Annotated in this window: 17 protein-coding genes, 4 tRNA genes and 1 pseudogene; 18 read left to right on the forward strand and 4 right to left on the reverse strand. The window is 47.3% G+C overall.

Annotation, left to right across the window (positions count from 1 at the left end):
- Window positions 1-216: 216 nt before the first annotated feature.
- Window positions 217-978, reverse strand: a complete 762-nt coding sequence (locus A8O25_RS06350) for a glycosyltransferase family 2 protein (RefSeq protein ID WP_066832280.1) — start codon at window positions 976-978, stop codon at window positions 217-219.
- Window positions 979-1,143: 165 nt separating this feature from the next.
- Between A8O25_RS06350 and A8O25_RS06355 the strand changes: the two genes are divergently transcribed.
- The 5 genes from A8O25_RS06355 to A8O25_RS06370 all read left to right on the forward strand — a co-directional run bounded on the left by A8O25_RS06355 (window position 1,144) and on the right by A8O25_RS06370 (window position 4,129).
- Window positions 1,144-1,740, forward strand: coding sequence for a sigma-70 family RNA polymerase sigma factor (locus tag A8O25_RS06355; RefSeq protein WP_066832282.1), 597 nt, complete (start codon window positions 1,144-1,146; stop codon window positions 1,738-1,740).
- Between the two features lie 11 nt (window positions 1,741-1,751).
- The gene (locus A8O25_RS22905) at window positions 1,752-2,141 is read left to right on the forward strand and encodes a hypothetical protein (RefSeq protein ID WP_153042621.1); all 390 of its coding nucleotides are present in this window, start codon (window positions 1,752-1,754) and stop codon (window positions 2,139-2,141) included.
- Window positions 2,072-2,656, forward strand: coding sequence for a guanylate kinase (gene gmk / locus A8O25_RS06360; RefSeq protein WP_066832285.1), 585 nt, complete (start codon window positions 2,072-2,074; stop codon window positions 2,654-2,656). Before A8O25_RS22905 ends, gmk begins: the two co-directional genes overlap by 70 nt.
- A gap of 2 nt (window positions 2,657-2,658) precedes the next feature.
- Window positions 2,659-3,237, forward strand: a complete 579-nt coding sequence (nadD, locus tag A8O25_RS06365) for a nicotinate (nicotinamide) nucleotide adenylyltransferase (protein WP_066832288.1) — start codon at window positions 2,659-2,661, stop codon at window positions 3,235-3,237.
- Between the two features lie 490 nt (window positions 3,238-3,727).
- Window positions 3,728-4,129, forward strand: coding sequence for an STAS/SEC14 domain-containing protein (locus tag A8O25_RS06370; protein WP_066832292.1), 402 nt, complete (start codon window positions 3,728-3,730; stop codon window positions 4,127-4,129).
- A gap of 122 nt (window positions 4,130-4,251) precedes the next feature.
- On the opposite strand, the gene frr is transcribed toward A8O25_RS06370, so the two are convergent.
- The 3 genes from frr to A8O25_RS06385 form a co-directional block, all read right to left on the reverse strand.
- Complete coding sequence (frr, locus tag A8O25_RS06375; RefSeq protein WP_066832294.1) at window positions 4,252-4,815, reverse strand: ribosome recycling factor; 564 nt, start codon at window positions 4,813-4,815, stop codon at window positions 4,252-4,254.
- A gap of 108 nt (window positions 4,816-4,923) precedes the next feature.
- Window positions 4,924-5,631 (reverse strand): UMP kinase, encoded by a 708-nt coding sequence (gene pyrH, locus A8O25_RS06380; protein WP_066832297.1) that lies wholly within the window; start codon window positions 5,629-5,631, stop codon window positions 4,924-4,926.
- Between the two features lie 83 nt (window positions 5,632-5,714).
- The gene (locus A8O25_RS06385; protein ID WP_066832300.1) at window positions 5,715-6,209 is read right to left on the reverse strand and encodes an acyl-CoA carboxylase biotin carboxyl carrier protein subunit; all 495 of its coding nucleotides are present in this window, start codon (window positions 6,207-6,209) and stop codon (window positions 5,715-5,717) included.
- 82 nt (window positions 6,210-6,291) lie between these two features.
- On the opposite strand from A8O25_RS06385, the gene A8O25_RS06390 reads away from it, so the two are divergent.
- From A8O25_RS06390 to rpoB, 13 genes and pseudogenes are all read left to right on the forward strand, one after another.
- Window positions 6,292-8,814 carry a M1 family metallopeptidase gene (locus tag A8O25_RS06390; protein WP_082893494.1) on the forward strand — a complete coding sequence of 841 codons (2,523 nt, stop codon included), beginning with the start codon at window positions 6,292-6,294 and terminating at the stop codon, window positions 8,812-8,814.
- A gap of 123 nt (window positions 8,815-8,937) precedes the next feature.
- Window positions 8,938-9,020: transfer RNA gene (locus tag A8O25_RS06395), tRNA-Tyr, on the forward strand.
- A 74-nt stretch (window positions 9,021-9,094) separates the two neighbouring features.
- Window positions 9,095-9,167, forward strand: a tRNA-Gly gene (locus tag A8O25_RS06400).
- Between the two features lie 47 nt (window positions 9,168-9,214).
- Window positions 9,215-9,286: transfer RNA gene (locus A8O25_RS06405), tRNA-Thr, on the forward strand.
- A gap of 58 nt (window positions 9,287-9,344) precedes the next feature.
- Window positions 9,345-10,531: pseudogene (tuf, locus tag A8O25_RS06410) on the forward strand (elongation factor Tu).
- A 108-nt stretch (window positions 10,532-10,639) separates the two neighbouring features.
- A tRNA-Trp gene (locus tag A8O25_RS06415) sits at window positions 10,640-10,712 on the forward strand.
- Between the two features lie 23 nt (window positions 10,713-10,735).
- On the forward strand, window positions 10,736-10,927 hold the full coding sequence (gene secE, locus A8O25_RS06420; protein WP_066832303.1) for a preprotein translocase subunit SecE: 192 nt from the start codon (window positions 10,736-10,738) through the stop codon (window positions 10,925-10,927).
- An 18-nt stretch (window positions 10,928-10,945) separates the two neighbouring features.
- Window positions 10,946-11,503: a transcription termination/antitermination protein NusG gene (nusG, locus tag A8O25_RS06425; RefSeq protein ID WP_066832306.1), complete on the forward strand. Its 558-nt coding sequence runs from the start codon at window positions 10,946-10,948 to the stop codon at window positions 11,501-11,503.
- 12 nt (window positions 11,504-11,515) lie between these two features.
- Window positions 11,516-11,959 carry a 50S ribosomal protein L11 gene (rplK, locus tag A8O25_RS06430; RefSeq protein ID WP_066832309.1) on the forward strand — a complete coding sequence of 148 codons (444 nt, stop codon included), beginning with the start codon at window positions 11,516-11,518 and terminating at the stop codon, window positions 11,957-11,959.
- Window positions 11,960-11,971: 12 nt separating this feature from the next.
- Window positions 11,972-12,661, forward strand: a complete 690-nt coding sequence (gene rplA, locus A8O25_RS06435; protein ID WP_066832312.1) for a 50S ribosomal protein L1 — start codon at window positions 11,972-11,974, stop codon at window positions 12,659-12,661.
- Between the two features lie 12 nt (window positions 12,662-12,673).
- Window positions 12,674-13,201 (forward strand): 50S ribosomal protein L10, encoded by a 528-nt coding sequence (gene rplJ, locus A8O25_RS06440; RefSeq protein WP_066832315.1) that lies wholly within the window; start codon window positions 12,674-12,676, stop codon window positions 13,199-13,201.
- A gap of 36 nt (window positions 13,202-13,237) precedes the next feature.
- Window positions 13,238-13,621, forward strand: coding sequence for a 50S ribosomal protein L7/L12 (rplL, locus tag A8O25_RS06445; protein ID WP_066832322.1), 384 nt, complete (start codon window positions 13,238-13,240; stop codon window positions 13,619-13,621).
- A 157-nt stretch (window positions 13,622-13,778) separates the two neighbouring features.
- On the forward strand, window positions 13,779-17,651 hold the full coding sequence (gene rpoB / locus A8O25_RS06450) for a DNA-directed RNA polymerase subunit beta (RefSeq protein WP_066832325.1): 3,873 nt from the start codon (window positions 13,779-13,781) through the stop codon (window positions 17,649-17,651).
- Window positions 17,652-17,671: the final 20 nt, after the last annotated feature.

Below are 17,671 nucleotides of genomic sequence, written 5' to 3' on the forward strand. Positions count from 1 at the left end.
TAGGGTAAACTGTGTGTAAGGTTATGCTAGAGCTTGTTTAAATTTTGTTTTTGCAGGCGAAAACTGGGGGCGAAAGGTTCTGGCTATACCATTTTTGAGCAGCGTAGCAGCGCTACGTTGAGAGAAACGGGCGAAGCCAGGTTCTTTTGATGCCCGTTTGCAGCGCAAAAGACAAATTTAAACATGCTCTAAGGAGGTAAAACGGGAGGTAGTATGTCACCCGTTTTTATTCAGTCTCTTATTTGCCTCATACAGTTTGTAGTATTTATAAAAAGAACCGGCCGCGTTGGTAACCGAAATCACAAACCCGTCAGCTCCATACAGAAATCCTTTTTTCAGGAAATAATTCTTCAAGAAAGAAAATATTCCTTTCAGTACCGCTTTCAGAAAGCCAGATTTTTTTCGGTCCTGGTGCTCCTGTGCAAAAAGGGAGGAGTAATAATTCATTTTAGAGACAAGCTCAGAGGCGTCACGGTAAGAGAAATGATCTAAGGTGCCCGGTAAGGTTCTTACCTGTACGCCGTCTGTACGTATGCCCTCATGTACGTCTCTCTGGGAGAAGCCGGTATGCTGGCGGTGGTACAGGCGCAGCACAAAATCATTTTCCCAACCACAGGCATTGATTTCTCGTTTTCCATAGAAATTTTTGCGCAGAAACTGATACACCGTTGTGGGGGCGAGGGCATGGGTGAGAATGTTCTGCACCAGCTCCGGCGAAAGCACCTCATCACTGTCTACAGACAGGATCCAGTCATGGGTGGCGTGGGAGGCGGCCAGGTTCTTGAGCGGCCCAAAGCCAATGAACGGCGAATGAAACACCCGTACGTTCGCAAACGTCTGGGCAATAGCCACGGTGTCATCAGTAGAGCCGTTGTCCAGCAGGATAATCTCCGGGAAGCTGGCCAGGGCCGAAAGGCAGGCGGGCAGGTATTCCTGGCTGTTTTTGGCCAGAATGGTGACAGAAATGGGTGCAGGCATGGGCGCAGAACTAAAAAAGAGGCAGGAGTAACTTCCTGAAAAGTACCTTTCTAGCGGGTACTGAAAACATCTGCTAGAATATTCGTATGTACCTATGTATATTTAATTTCTATATTTGCGTATAGGTACCTTTATTAATGCTGTAAAAGTACTAAATTAAGTCAAATGAGCGAACAGAGAGGGAATTCAATGAGTAAAGAGGAAAAAGATGCCCGCTTTGAAGCGGAGCTAATGCCGGTCATTTCCTCTCTCTACAACTTCGCATTCCGGCTTACCCTTGATGAAGATGATGCCAATGACCTGGTCCAGGAGACCTATTTAAAGGCCTATCGTTTCTTCGATTACTTTGAACCCGGAACTAATGCCAAAGCTTGGCTGTTCCGCATCCTAAAGAACTCGTTCATAAACGACTTCCGGAAAAAGAGCAAGCAACCCGCCAAAGTAGACTACTCTGAGGTGGAAGGCTACTACAACTCAGAAGACGTGGACGCTGAGGGCGAAGGCTCCAGCGGCACCACAGACCTGCGCATGGAAAGCGTGCAGGACCTGATTGGGGATGAAGTGGCCGGGGCGCTGAACTCTTTGCCGGTAGATTTCCGGACGGTGATCATTCTCTGTGACCTGGAGGGTTTCACCTATGAGGAGATGGCCAAGATACTGGACATCCCTATTGGAACAGTTAGGAGCAGGTTGCACCGCGCGCGGCACTTCCTGAAAGAGAAGTTGGAGAAATACGCTAAATCAATGGGATATAACAGTTAATTTACAGCATTATGATGGGAACTACTACAATGACAAATGAGGTAAAAGGCGCAGGCGCCACAGATGAAAACCACGAGCCTGACTGTGAGAAGGTGAAAGGTGTGTTTGAGAAGTGGTTGGAAGGTGCCGCCACTAAAGAGGATGAGGCTTTTCTGGCAGAGCAGGCTGATGAGTGCTCGCCCTGCTTTGAGAGTATTGAGAAGCAGCAGGAGTTTATCACCTTCCTGAAATCTGCCTTGCGCGGCCGGGCACCCCTGCAGACCTCGTCAACTCCATCAAATCAAAGATCCATACCATATAAGCTTAGGCTACTAAGCGGCGCTAAACCCAAATGCAAGGCAAAATCATTATTTTTTCGGCTCCCTCAGGGGCCGGCAAGACTACAATTGTACGGCATTTAGTAAACGTACTCCCAGAATTAAACTTCTCTATTTCTGCCTGCACCCGTGACCGACGCGGCCGCTCAGAAGAAAACGGTAAAGATTACTACTTTATCACGCCAGAGGAATTCCGCCAGAAAATTGACCAGGACGAATTTGTAGAGTGGGAAGAGGTGTACGAAGGCGCTTTTTACGGTACGCTTAAATCTGAGATTGAGCGCATCTGGGCTTCTGGAAAACATGCCATCTTAGACGTAGACGTAAAGGGCGGCCTGAGTGTGAAAGAGTTCTACAAAGACCGCGCCCTTGCCATTTTTGTGAAACCCCCTTCTATTGAGGAGCTTTCTAAGCGTTTGGTAGCCCGCAATACAGACTCGGCCTCCAGCATCTCCAGCCGCGTGTTCAAGGCCAAGTTTGAGTTGAGCTTTGAAGACAGGTTTGATGAGGTGATTGTGAACGAGAACCTGGAAGAAGCCTTCGCCAAGGCGGAGAAACTGGTGCGTGATTTCATTTATCAAGAAGACGTAATAGCATAAGCATGCGGGTTGGACTGCTCTTTGGGTCTTTCAACCCCATTCATGTAGGGCACCTCATTCTGGCCAACTACATGGCCACCAACACCACGCTGGACACTGTTTGGCTGGTGGTGAGCCCGCAGAACCCGTTTAAACCCAGCAACACCCTGTTGCATGAGTTTGACCGCCTGCACATGGTGCGCCTGGCCATAGCAGACAACCCAGACCTGGGGGTGACAGACATTGAGTTCAGAATGCCCAAGCCCAGCTACACCATTGACACCCTTATTTACCTGAAGGAAAAATACCCCACGTACCAGTTTGCCCTGATCATGGGCGAAGACAACCTGGCCACGCTGCACAAATGGAAGAATTACGAACAGCTGCTGGAAGAGGCTGAGGTGTTGGTGTACCCCAGGCCCGGCAGTGCCAAGGTGCCGGAGCAGTTTCAAAATCACCCCAAGATTCAGGTGGTGCCCGCGCCGCTGCTGGACATCTCTGCCACGTTTATCAGAAAGTGCCTCAAAGAGGGGAAATCAACCCGTTACCTGTTGCCGGAGCCGGTGCTGGAATATGTAGAAGCTAAAAAACTGTACAGGTAGAGCTGTCGGTCCTAAAAGCCGGGCGTTGTTTTAAGGCTGTTTTTCTCAAAACAGGCCCAAAACAGACGCCCGGCTTTTTAAGGGGTGTCCAACCCTTGTTTCAGTGACGCAAAAGCAGCAGCTGTCCCTGAGATTGTGGCTTTGTTTCCGTTCTTAGGTGCTGTTCAATTCTCTGGGGCAGAACCTGCGCAACCAAGAATGGGTGGTGGAGGGGGAATGTGGGCGCCGTGCGGGGTGGGTGTGCTGGTAGGTTTCTGGTAATGTATGGGTTGAATTATCTCTGGAAAGTTGGTTATATTTTCTTTTCTGTTAAAGCAGCGGCAAGGTGACCCAGCAAAGGTAACCTTTCTTGGGTGTGATTCGTTAAAAAAGGGTTTTGGGGTTTTGGCGCGAGGTTAAATCCTGTTTTTCCTTAAAATGTTCTTGGTAAACTCGGCTTGCTGGCCTAATTTGCTTCCACTTCTTCTTTAATGGAAGAGTTAATTGAAAAATGAGTAAATCTGTCCTGTTTCAAGACCCCACTATCACTATCTCTTTTGATGATTCCTCCCAATGTGTGTATGCCGACTGGACAGGGTTTCAAACACTTCGTTCTGTGCAGGAGGGCTGTGAGCGGATCTTAGAGGCCATGGTGCAGCACGGGAGCCATAAGGTCTTAAATGACAACACCAATGTAGAAGGAATTTGGTCCAGTGCGGCAGAATGGGTAGGGTCAGATTGGTTTCCGCGCATGAAACAGGCGGGAATGACCGCCTTTGCCTGGGTGTACTCGCCCAGCATGTTCAGCCGGCTCTCCACAGACAAGTCTTTGCGCTTTACCTATGACACCCGCGGCATTGAGGTGTTTGATGATATTGATGCTGCCACCAAATGGCTGAGAAGCCTGGACTAGGCTACGCACAGAAGCAGCTATAGAACGCATACCTGCCAAAAACAGAAAGCCCCGTTAGATTGCTCTAACGGGGCTTTCTGTTTTTGGCCTGTTTTCTGAAAAACAGGCCAAAAACGTAAGGGTTAGATGGTCATGATCTCAGCTTCTTTCTTGGTGAGAAGCTCGTCAATTTTCACAATATAAGCATCTGTCAATTTCTGCACCTTGCCTTCTGCGTCTTTCACGGCGTCTTCTGAGGTGCCTTCTTTCTGAAGCTTACGGAGGTCATCATTCACATCTTTCCGGATGTTCCGGATTCTGATCTTGCCGCTCTCAGTCTCGTTCTTGGCCTGTTTCACCAGTTCGCGTCTGCGTTCTTCGGTCAGGGCAGGAATGTTCAGACGTACGCCTTCGGCATCTTGCTGCGGGTTAAGCCCTAGGTCACTGTTTTTGATCGCTTTGGCCACTTCAGAAATCATGTTCTTCTCCCAAGGCTTGATCATGAGGGTGCGGGCGTCTGGCGTGGTGACGTTGGCAACCTGCGAGATGGGGGTAGGGGTGCCGTAGTAATCTACCCGCAGGTGCTCCACCATGGCCGGTGAAGCTTTCCCGGCTCTGATTTTTGTTAATTCTACGCTTGTATGCTGTACCGCCTTCTGCATAGATTCTTCGGCTTCGCTCAAGTAAAAATTAATTTCTTCGGTCATGTTGTTCTTCGGTTAGAAAGATATGCTGTGTATGGCCGCCCCAGCGTAAGCCAATGGGCGGCGCTAATTTCTGATTTTATTCTGTAAATTCCATTGCCTGGGGCTTGGTTACATAGACACCAGGGTGCCTACTTTTTCCCCGTCCAGCAATCTGGCCAGGTTGCCGGGCTTGTTGATGTCAAAGACCACTATGGGCAGGTTGTTCTCTTTGCAGAGCGTGAAGGCGGTCATGTCCATCACGTTGAGGCCTTTTTCAAATACTTCTTCAAAGGTAATGTCTACGTAACGGGTGGCCGTGGGGTCTTTCTCTGGGTCTGCGGTGTAGATGCCGTCAACGCGGGTGCCTTTTAGCACCACATCTGCCTCTATCTCAATGGCGCGCAGGGAGGCGGCTGAGTCTGTGGTGAAGTATGGGCTGCCAATGCCGGCCCCAAAAATTACTACGCGGCCTTTCTCCAGGTGGCGCATGGCCCGGCGCCGTATGTACGGCTCGCAGACCTGCTGAATATTGATGCCTGAGAGCAGGCGGGTAAACACACCGGCTTTCTCCAGGGCGCTTTGCAACGCCATGCTGTTGATAACGGTGGCCAGCATGCCCATGTAGTCCCCTTGCACGCGGTCTAACCCTACAGACTCGGCTTGTACGCCCCTGAAAATATTTCCGCCCCCAATCACCACAGCTACTTGTACCCCAAGGTCTACGGCAGTTTTAATCTCCTGGGCATATTGCACCAGCATATTGGTGTCAATGCCGTACTGCTGTTCGCCCATCAGGGACTCTCCGCTGAGCTTCAATAGAATTCGTTTGAATCGCATGCTTCTTATAAGTAGAATAGTTAGTGACGCCTGTATACGTTTTGGGCCTGTTTTCTGAAAAACAGGCCCAAAACAGGTTTTATCTAAAATACAACCAGTACCTGGTTCTTCTCCACGTTCTGTTTCACGCTTACTTTCACCTCGCTCACCACGCCGTCACCAGGTGATTTGATGATGTTTTCCATCTTCATGGCCTCCAGAATGAGAACTGGGTCTCCTTTCTTCACCTCCTGCCCCGGCGTTACCTTGATGTCCAGAATCAGCCCCGGCATAGGGGCTTTGATGTCATTGAGCTTTTGGCTCAGGGCCTGCCCCATGCCCAGGCTTTCCAGCAACAGGTCCATGCGGTCTTGCACCTGCAGGGTGTGCACGTTGCCGTTGATTTTTATTTGGAAGGTCTTGGTGTCTGGCTCGGTCTCCAGCAGCTCTGCCGTGTAAGACTTGCCGTCTTTGATTATATGGAAAGAGGTGGCGTTGAGCGGGAGCAGATCCCAGGTAAAAGGGGCGTTATTGAGAAGAATCTGGTTTTTCTCAACCACAACTTGCCACGTTTTCGTAGCTGATTTTACCTGTAGCATGTAGAGCAGCGTTTAAGAGCGTGTATACGGTAAGTTTAGAATAAATTCTCAACTTGAGTCCTCAAAGTTAATAAATCCTTGCATGAATCACATTGTTTCCCGCGCCTTCTTGTATATGACCGCAGCAGGGCTGCTGGCGGGTTGTGCCGCCAAACGCCCTGTAAACACCTCTGTTGCCGCTGAACCCGTAGCCACCAAGGTTGATTCTGCGGCTTTGGCTCCCGCCCCTGTCACCAGCCAGGGGCCTTATAATCCTGCGGCTGAGCGCCTGATGGATCTGCTGCACACGCGGCTCAACGTAAGGTTTGACTGGGGGAAACAGCACCTGCTGGGGGAGGCCACCCTCACCCTTAAGCCGTATTTCTATCCGCAGGAAAAAATTGTGCTGGATGCCAAAGGGTTTGACCTTCATAAGGTGACACTGCAAAAAGGAAAACAGGAGGTGCCCTTGGCCTATGACTATGACCGCTACCAACTCACCCTCAAGCTGGATAAGGCCTATACCCGTAAAGACACTTTGCAAATCTTTATCTCCTACACGGCTAAGCCCAATGAACTGAAGGTGAAAGGAAGTGAGGCCATTCTGGCAGATAAGGGCCTGTACTTCATCAACCCCACGGGGAAAGAGGAAGACCTGCCCCAGCAAATCTGGACGCAGGGGGAGACCGAGGCTAACTCTGCCTGGTTCCCCACCATTGACAAACCCAATGAGCGCATGACGCAGGAGATCATCATGACTGTAGAAGACCGGTTTAAGACGCTTTCAAACGGGGTGCTGGTATCATCTAGAAAAGGAGCCAACGGCCTGCGCACAGACCATTGGCGAATGAACCAGCCGCATGCGCCTTACCTGGCCATGATGGCTATTGGTGAATTTACGGTGGTGAAAGACAAATGGCGGGACAAGGAGGTTACCTATTGGGTAGAGCCTGAGTATGCGGCTACGGCCAAAGCTACCTTTGGCCGCACCCCTGCCATGATGGAATTCTTCTCCCAGAAGCTGGGCGTGCCCTTTGTCTGGGACAAGTACGCGCAGGTGGTGGTACGTAATTTTGTGTCAGGGGCCATGGAAAACACCACAGCCTCCACGTTTATGGAGTCTGTGCAGCAAGACCGCCGGGAACTGCTAGACAAGAACTGGGACCATATCATTGCCCATGAGCTTTTCCACCAGTGGTTTGGTGATCTGGTGACCACTGAATCCTGGGCCAACCTGCCCCTGAATGAGTCCTTTGCAGATTACTCAGAATACCTGTGGGCGGAGCACCAGTACGGGGCAGATGAAGCCGCTCTCACGCACAGAGAGGCATTGCTGGAATATTTAGGCGAAGCCAGAACCAAGCAGGAGCCGTTGATCCGGTACCGGTACCTGGACAAGGAAGATATGTTTGACAGTCATTCATACGCCAAAGGCGGGAGGGTGCTGCACATGCTCCGGAAATTGGTTGGGGAGGAGGCTTTTTTCCAGTCTCTCAATTATTACCTGGTCCGGAACAAGTTCAGTCCGGTAGAGATAGATGAACTGCGCTTGGCGTTTGAGGAAGTAACCGGGAAAGACCTCAGGCCATTCTTTCAGCAATGGTTCCTCACCCCGGGGCATCCGGTGCTGAGCATCAGCCATTCTTTCCAGGACCAGTCCCTGACACTGCACGTGAATCAGACACAGGACACTGTGCAGACAACCGTCTACAACTTTCCTTTGACGGTTGCTATCTATCATAAAGGGGGGAAGCAGGAGTGGCAGGTTGAGGTCACAAAGACAAACCAGAGCTTCAGTTTTCCATTGGCCCATACCCCAGAAGCGGTAGTGGTAGACCCAGAGCAAACGTTGTTGGCAGATATACAACATAAGCAGACAATCTCAGAATGGGCAAACCAGTTCCAGTACAGCACGGCCTTTGCTGCAAAGGCAACTGCGCTGGACCATCTACGGGACACTACCGGGCTGGGGCTGCAGGAAGCTATTATGAAAGCCGTGCAAGATCCATTCTGGAAAATTAGAGCCACAGGACTAGAGCTCTTGGTAAGCACTCCTCTAATGGAATCTCCAGAAGTGCAGGGGCAACTGCAGATGCTGGCGGCCAAAGACCCTAACAGTTCAGTAAGGGCCACGGCTACTTACGTATTGGGGACATTGACAGGGCTCCCGAAAGAGATTATTGAAGTAGGGCTGCAAGACAGTTCCTACCAGGTAAACGCTGCCGCCATTTTCTCATGGGCCAGGGGCAAGCATGATCTGCAGCGCCTGACTTCATTTTTAAACCTGAAAAACCCAGACATAGTAAATGCGGTAGCCGCAGCTTTTACAGATTCTCAGGAGAACCAGATGTACGATTGGTACCTGCGGCAGGCCAGGAGACTGCGTAGCGGGGACCTGTATTACTTCATACAGAGCTTTGGCGCCTTCCTGATGAAAAAAAATATTGATGAGCAGGAGAGGGGTTGGCAGGCTTTGGTAAACATAGTGGAACGGGAAAATATGCCAGTGGTCAAACAGTCAGCGTTTCAAATGCTTACACTCATGGCAGAGACAGAAGAACGTAAAGAAACAGTGGCAAAACTGCAGGCACAGGATGAGAAATTGAGGGACAACGAAGGGCTATAAATGATTGGCCTGAAAAAATATTTGCAGAAATATTTGACACGAAAGAAAAAGCATCTAATTTTGCAGCTCCTAAGAACGAAAACGGCAACGGAAAACGGTTTTAGGGTTCTTTGAAAGAAGAATGGGGAGATTCCAGAGTGGCCAAATGGGACGGACTGTAACTCCGTTAGCGTAAGCTTTCGAAGGTTCGAATCCTTCTCTCCCCACACCAACACCGGTCAGAAATCAGAATAAGGTTACAGGTTATTCAAAGTGAAATTTCTGATCTTTTAGTAAACAAGCGGGAGTAGCTCAGTTGGTAGAGCGACAGCCTTCCAAGCTGTAGGTCGCGGGTTCGAACCTCGTCTCCCGCTCTTTTTTAAAAGTGTATGATGCAGCGCAAGCTGCATCATTTCATTATGCCGACGTAGCTCAGGGGTAGAGTACTTCCTTGGTAAGGAAGGGGTCGTGGGTTCAATTCCCATCGTTGGCTCGAACGGGTGTGTTTTGATAGAGCGCACTATTCAACGAAGAACTAAATACTATCTAAAATGGCTAAAGAACAATTTGATCGCTCCAAACCGCACGTAAACATCGGTACGATTGGGCACGTTGACCACGGTAAGACAACCTTGACTGCTGCTATTACTCAGGTTTTAGCGAGTAAAGGTCTAGCCGCAAAAAGAGATTTCTCTTCTATTGACAACGCTCCAGAAGAAAAAGAGCGTGGTATTACAATTAACACCTCTCACGTAGAGTATGCTACTGAGAACCGTCACTACGCGCACGTTGACTGCCCAGGTCACGCTGACTACGTGAAAAACATGGTGACTGGTGCTGCTCAGATGGACGGTGCTATCCTGGTAGTTGCTGCTACTGATGGTCCAATGCCACAAACACGTGAGCACATCCTTTTGGCTCGTCAGGTAGGTGTTCCTGCCCTTGTTGTGTTCATGAACAAAGTGGACATGGTAGACGATCCAGAGTTATTAGAGCTAGTTGAAATGGAAATCAGAGAGCTTCTTTCTTTCTATGATTTGACGGCGATAACATTCCAGTGATTCAAGGTTCAGCTCTTGGTGGCTTGAACGGAGATGAGAAGTGGGTGAAAACTATTGAAGAATTGATGGCAGCTGTTGATAGCTACATTCCAATTCCTGCTCGTTTAACTGATCTTCCTTTCTTGATGCCAGTTGAAGACGTGTTCTCAATCACTGGTCGTGGTACAGTTGCCACTGGCCGTATTGAGCGTGGTATCATCAACTCTGGTGAGCAAGTAGATATCTTGGGTATGGGTGCTGAAGGCTTGAAGTCTACAGTAACTGGTGTTGAGATGTTCCGTAAGATCCTTGACAGAGGTGAAGCTGGTGACAACGTAGGTCTGTTGTTACGTGGTATTGAGAAAACTGATATCCGCAGAGGTATGGTTATCTGCAAGCCAGGTTCAGTAACTCCTCATCAAAAATTCAAAGCTGAGGTTTACGTTCTTTCTAAAGAAGAAGGTGGACGTCACACTCCATTCTTCAACAACTATCGTCCTCAGTTCTATTTAAGAACTACAGACGTAACTGGCGTGATTACTCTGCCAGAAGGTGTTGAAATGGTGATGCCTGGTGATAACATCACTATCACTGTTGAATTGATCAACAAAGTAGCGATGGAGAAAGGTCTGCGTTTCGCTATCCGTGAGGGTGGTAGAACTGTAGGTGCCGGTCAGGTAACTGAAATCCTTGACTAATTTCAAAAAAAATGAGTCCGCTCTGCTGTTGAAGTGGGGCGGACTTGTTTTTTTAGAAAAAGAATACTACATTTGCACTCCATTTGAATGAATGGCGTGCATTTTTTTACGGGAGTAGCTCAATTGGTAGAGTAGTGGTCTCCAAAACCATTGGTTGTAGGTTCGAGTCCTACCTCCCGTGCAATAGAAGTAAATAGAATCACAATGGGAAAGTTGACGAAATTCTTCAATGACACAGTAGAGGAGATGCGGAACAAAGTATCTTGGCCTACCTACGCAGAGCTTCAAAAAAGCTCTATTTTAGTGTTGGTAGGGTCTGTTGTGTTTGCAGTCATTGTGGGTGCTATGGACTTTGTTTACGACTCCACCCTGGAATGGTTTTATAACCAATTCTAAAAAAGAAGAGCTGGAGAAATGGCAGATTTAAAATGGTATGTAGTGCGCGCGGTTTCAGGACAAGAAAAGAAAGCAAAGTCTTATCTTGAAAATGAAGTAGCGCGTCACAATCTTACGGAGATGGTGCCTCAGGTGCTAATTCCGTCAGAGAAAGTTTATGAGATGCGTAACGGGAAAAAACGCGTGAGAGAACGCAGCTTTTTTCCCGGTTATGTATTAGTGCACGCTGATATTTCAAATGGTGAAGTAGAGCACCTGATCACTAGTACCCCAGGAGTTATAGGTTTTCTGGGGGCTAACGGTGGTAATGCCACTACAAAGCCCGTTCCTTTGAGGATGTCTGAAGTCAACCGCATCTTAGGTAAAGTTGACGAGACCTCTGAGGAAGTTGAGACTCTGGAGACCCCGTTTATTGTGGGAGAGACAGTGAAGGTGATGGATGGCCCATTCAATGGTTTCTCTGGAACAGTAGAGGAAGTGTTTGAGGAGCGTCGCAAACTGAACGTGATGGTGAAGATCTTCGGTAGAAATACACCGGTTGAACTGAACTACATGCAAGTAGAAAAGGAACAGTAGTAATAATTAATAATGGCAAAAGAAATAAAAGGTTACCTGAAACTTCAGGTAAAGGGAGGCGCCGCGAATCCTGCACCGCCGATTGGACCTGCTCTTGGTTCTAAAGGTCTTAACATTATGGAGTTCTGCAAGCAATTTAATGCGAGAACCCAGGATAAGGCTGGCCAAGTTTGCCCAGTTTTGATTACGATCTATACAGATAAGTCGTTTGACTTTGTAATTAAGACTCCTCCAGCACCAGTTTTGTTGATGGATGCAGCAAAAATCAAAAACGGGTCAAAAGAGCCTAACCGTAACAAAGTTGGTTCTGTGACGTGGGATCAGATTCGCGAGATTGCTGAAATCAAAATGCCTGACTTGAACGCTTTCAAAGTGGAGTCAGCTATGAAATTGGTTGCGGGTACAGCGCGTAGCATGGGTATCACAGTTAAAGGCACTGCTCCCTGGAGTGAGTAATTAAAAAAGCAAATGGCTAGAATTTCTAAAAACAGAAAAGCAGTCTTAGCGAAGTACGACCCTAAAAAAGAGTATTCTTTGTTAGATGCAGCGGGTGTTGTGAAAGAGATTACCTTCACAAAGTTTGATGCCTCTGTTGACATTGATGTGCGCTTAGGAGTTGACCCACGTAAGGCTGATCAAATGGTGAGAGGTGTTGTGACACTTCCACATGGTACAGGTAAAGATGTTCGTGTATTAGTGCTTTGTACTCCTGACAAAGAGCAGGAAGCAAAAGATGCTGGTGCAGACTTCGTTGGTTTAGATGATTATATCCAGAAAATCGAAAAAGGATGGACTGATGTTGATGTAATTATCACGATGCCAGCGGTAATGGCAAAAGTAGGTAGACTAGGAAGAATCTTAGGACCACGTAACTTGATGCCTAACCCTAAAGCTGGTACCGTAACTACTGACGTTGCCAAGGCGGTGAAAGAAGTAAAAGCTGGTAAGATTGACTTTAAAGTTGATAAAACCGGTATCATTCATACAAGCATTGGAAAAGTGTCTTTTGGACCAGATCAGATTGCAGCCAACGCGGCTGAGGTAATTGCTACCTTGAATCGTTTAAAGCCATCTTCAGCCAAAGGAACTTATATCAAGAGCGTCACATTGTCTAGTACAATGAGCCCTGGTGTGGTAGTTGACAAAAACTCAATCTAACGAGAAAAAGAGATGACACGGGAAGAGAAAGAAATCATTGTACGTGACTTAAGCGAAAAGTTAGCCAATAACTCTTTCGTTTACATCACGGACGCTTCAGACTTAACGGTAGCCACTATCAACAAATTCAGAAGATTGTGTTTTGATAGAGGTATAGAGTACAAAGTGTACAAAAACACTCTGATACGCAAAGCCTTAGACACCCTTGATGTGGATACGTCTTCATTAGACGTGGCTTTGAAAGGGTCTTCAGGACTTCTATTTGAAGCAACAACAGGAAATGCTCCGGCAAAATTGTTGTTAGACTTCCGCAAAGGCGGAAACAAAAAGCCCTTGTTAAAAGGAGCTTACATTGACAGCAGCATTTACATTGGAGAAGAGCAGCTAGATACCCTCAGCAAGATCAAATCTAAAGAGGAGCTTATTGGTGAGATCATCGGCTTGCTTCAATCACCTGCCAAAAACGTTATTTCTGCCCTTCAGAGCGGTGGCAATGTGTTGGCTGGCGTGCTTAAAACGTTATCAGAGAGAGAACAATAATTTCAATTTTAAAACAACTTTTAATTACTAATAAAAATGGCAGATTTGAAAGCATTCGCTGAGCAGTTGGTTAACTTAACTGTTAAAGAAGTTAATGAACTTGCTACAATTCTTAAGGATGAGTATGGTATTGAACCAGCAGCTGCTGCTCCAGTAATGGTAGCCGGTGGTGCTGCCGGTGGAGATGCTGGTGCTGCTGCTGAGGAGAAAACTTCATTTGATGTTGTCCTTAAATCAGCTGGTGCCTCTAAACTAGCAGTTGTGAAACTGGTAAAAGAATTGACTGGCCTTGGCTTGAAAGAAGCGAAAGAGCTTGTTGATGGTGCTCCAAAACCATTGAAAGAAGGTGTTGCTAAAGATGAAGCTGATTCATTGAAAAAGCAATTGGAAGAAGCTGGTGCTGAAGTGGAGGTTAAGTAATCCACACACTACCTTCCATTACCACAAAGGGTTAGACCTGGCATTTTCGTCAGGTCTTTTCCTGTTTGTACCTAGAAAAGTTTTTTCTAGAAGATAAGTGCCTTAGAACAGACCGTTATTAGGCATGACAAAGTTTAAACGTTAAAATCTGACAACTTTGGCAACAAGTAAAACGACAGAGCGGATCAATTTTGCCTCCATTAATTCTGTGATTGATTATCCAGACTTCTTGGATGTGCAGTTGCAGTCATTCAAAGACTTTTTCCAGTTGGAAACAGCTGCCGAAAACCGCACGGAAGAAGGTCTTTTCAAAGTATTCGCTGAAAATTTCCCAATTTCTGATTCCCGCGAAAATTTCGTTCTGGAATTTGTGGACTACCACGTAGATCCTCCAAAATATTCAGTTGACGAATGTATTGACCGCGGATTAACATATTCTGTTCCACTAAAAGCAAAACTTCGTCTGATCTGTAATGATACAGACAATGAAGATTTTGAAACTATTGAGCAGGAAGTATTCTTGGGCAACATCCCGTACATGACTGAGAAAGGTTCGTTTGTGATTAATGGCGCTGAACGCGTAATTGTATCACAGCTTCACCGTTCTCCAGGGGTGTTTTTTGCGCAAAGCAAACATACCAATGGTACTAAATTATACTCAGCCAGAATTATCCCTTTCAAAGGGTCTTGGATTGAGTTTGCGACAGACGTGAACAACGTTATGTACGCCTACATTGACCGTAAGAAGAAGTTTCCGGTAACAACGCTTCTTCGGGCTATAGGTTACGGTACAGATAAAGACATTCTTGATCTGTTTGGGTTATCAGAAGAAGTAAGTGCTGACAAGAAAACCTTGAAAGGTGTTGTTGGTAGAAAGCTTGCTGCACGGGTTCTGCGCACCTGGACAGAAGATTTTGTTGATGAAGACACCGGAGAGGTGGTTTCAATTGACAGAAACGAAGTCTTATTGGAGCGTGATTCAGAAGTGACAGAAGATGATTTAGATGTTATCACAGATTCTGGGGTAAAGTCTATCATCCTGCACCGTGAAAATGTGAACATTGCAGACTACAGCATCATCTACAATACACTTCAGAAAGATAACTCAAACTCTGAGAAAGAAGCGGTGGAGCAAATCTACCGTCAATTGAGGAACACTGAAGCGCCTGATGAAGAGACTGCCCGAGACATTATCCAGAAACTGTTTTTCAGTGACAAACGGTATGACTTAGGCGATGTTGGCCGTTATAGAATCAATAAGAAGCTAGGACTTGAGCATAACTGGGATGCCAAGGTGTTAACCAATGAAGACATTGTGCTCATTGTGAAATACCTGATCGGTTTGATTAACTCAAGAGCGGTAGTAGATGATATTGACCATTTGAGTAACCGCCGGGTAAGAACCGTTGGCGAGCAGTTATATGCGCAATTTGGGGTAGGTCTGGCCCGTATGGCCAGAACCATCAAGGAGCGTATGAACGTGCGGGACAATGAAGAATTCAAACCGGTTGATCTGATCAACGCCCGTACGCTTTCTTCTGTGATTAACTCGTTCTTCGGAACGAACCAGTTGTCACAGTTTATGGACCAGACCAACCCTCTGGCAGAAATCACGCACAAGCGTAGGGTGTCTGCTCTGGGGCCAGGAGGTCTTTCAAGAGAGCGCGCCGGTTTTGAGGTTCGTGACGTTCACTATACCCATTATGGCCGTCTTTGTACCATTGAAACACCAGAGGGACCAAACATTGGACTGATCTCCTCGCTCTGCGTGCATGCGCGCGTAAATAGCATGGGCTTCATTGAAACTCCTTACCGCAATGTGGTAGAGGGAAAAGTAGATATGAACTCAGGTGTAAAATACCTGACTGCTGAAGAAGAAGATACCCACCACATTGCTCAGGCAAATGCCTTGATTGATGAGAATGGTAACTTTATCAATGATAAAGTTAAAGGCCGTTTTGAGGGTGACTTCCCGGTAGTTGAGCCAGAACGCTACACTTACATGGACGTTGCTCCAAACCAGATTGTGTCAGTGGCTGCGTCATTGATTCCTTTCCTGGAACATGATGATGCGAACCGTGCCTTGATGGGATCTAACATGCAGCGTCAGGCGGTTCCACTGTTGAAACCGCAGGCTCCAATTGTAGGAACTGGTCTGGAAGGAAGAGCTGCCCTTGACTCCAGAGCTCTGGTAAGAGCAGAAGGTGATGGGGAGGTTCACTTTGTTGATGCGAACAAAATCATCATTCGGTATGACCTCACTGATGAGGAAAAACTGGTGAGTTTTGACGCTGAATATGTGACCTATGACCTGATCAAATTCCGTCGGACTAACCAGGATACTTGTATCAACTTAACGCCTATTGTTAAGAAGAACGAAAGAGTTGTGAAGGGTCAGCCGTTGTGCGAAGGATACGCTACAAACCAGGGAGAACTTGCTTTAGGAAGAAACCTGCAGGTGGCGTTCATGCCTTGGCAGGGATATAACTTTGAGGATGCGATTGTGATCTCTGAGAAAGTTGTTAGAGATGACATCTTTACCTCAATTCACATTGAAGAGTTTGAACTGGAGGTTCGGGAAACGAAGAGAGGCGAAGAAGAATTAACTTCTGAGATTCCAAATGTCAGCGAAGAGGCAGTTCGTAACTTAGATGAGAATGGTATCATCAGAATTGGTGCTGAAGTTCGTGAAGGGGACATTCTGATTGGTAAAATCACTCCTAAAGGTGAGACAGACCCAACGCCAGAAGAAAAACTTCTGCGTGCTATCTTCGGTGATAAAGCCGGTGATGTGAAGGATGCCTCGTTGAAAGCGCCGCCATCTTTGAATGGGGTGGTGATAGAGACAAAACTTTTCTCTCGTCCTAAGAAAGATAAGAACCTCCGCGCCAAAGCGAAGAAAGAGGTGGAAGATCTGAAAGCGAAATACAACAGTGAACTCAAAGCCGTGAAGAACGTGATGATTGAGAAGCTGGTAGAATTGCTTGAGGGGAAAACAAGCCAGGGTGTTCGTCACCGTTTTGGGGATGAAATCTTGACCAAAGGTGCCAAGTTTGGCAAAAAGAACATCACTGATGCGCTTTTCCCAGACAAGAACCCTTACAAAGATGAAAGCAACTATGCTGTTCCGGAAGAAGTGAACATGTTCAAGGACCTGATCCTTGAAGGATGGACTGCTGACGAGCAAACAAACAAGATGTTGCTGGAACTGGTGAAGAATTATACCAAGCGTCGTAACACCATCTCTGCCCGCTTCAAGCGTGATAGATTCACTTTAGAAGTAGGAGATGAGTTGCCAGCAGGTATTGTGCAGCTAGCTAAAGTGTACATCGCTAAGAAGCGTAAGCTGAAAGTGGGTGACAAGATGGCGGGTCGTCACGGTAACAAAGGGGTTGTTGCCCGTATTGTACGCGAGGAAGACATGCCGTTCCTGGAAGACGGAACACCCATGGATATTGTGTTGAACCCACTTGGGGTACCTTCCAGGATGAACATTGGGCAGATCTATGAAACAGTTTTAGGATGGGCTGGATTAAGGTTAGGGCGTACTTATGCCACACCAATCTTTGACGGTGCCACTGAGGAACAAGTTTCGGCTGAACTGACAGAGGCTAACTTGCCTCGCTTCGGCCGGTCTTACCTGTTTGATGGCCTAAGCGGAGACCGCTTTGACCAACCCGTAACGGTAGGTGTAATTTACATGCTGAAACTGGGTCACTTGGTAGACGATAAGATGCACGCCCGTTCAATTGGACCATACTCACTCATTACGCAGCAGCCGTTGGGTGGTAAAGCACAATTTGGTGGTCAGCGTTTTGGTGAGATGGAGGTATGGGCATTGGAGGCCTTCGGGGCTGCCAACGTTCTGCAGGAGATCTTAACTGTGAAGTCTGATGATGTGATTGGCCGTGCCAAAGCATACGAAGCCATTGTGAAAGGCGACGTGTTGCCTAAGCCGAACATCCCTGAGTCTTTCAACGTGTTGATCCACGAACTCAGAGGCTTGGCCTTGGAAATTACGCTGGACTAAAAAGCTGTTTTGGAGGAGAT

It is taken from the genome of Rufibacter ruber (assembly GCF_001647275.1).
Classification (GTDB): domain Bacteria; phylum Bacteroidota; class Bacteroidia; order Cytophagales; family Hymenobacteraceae; genus Nibribacter; species Nibribacter ruber_C.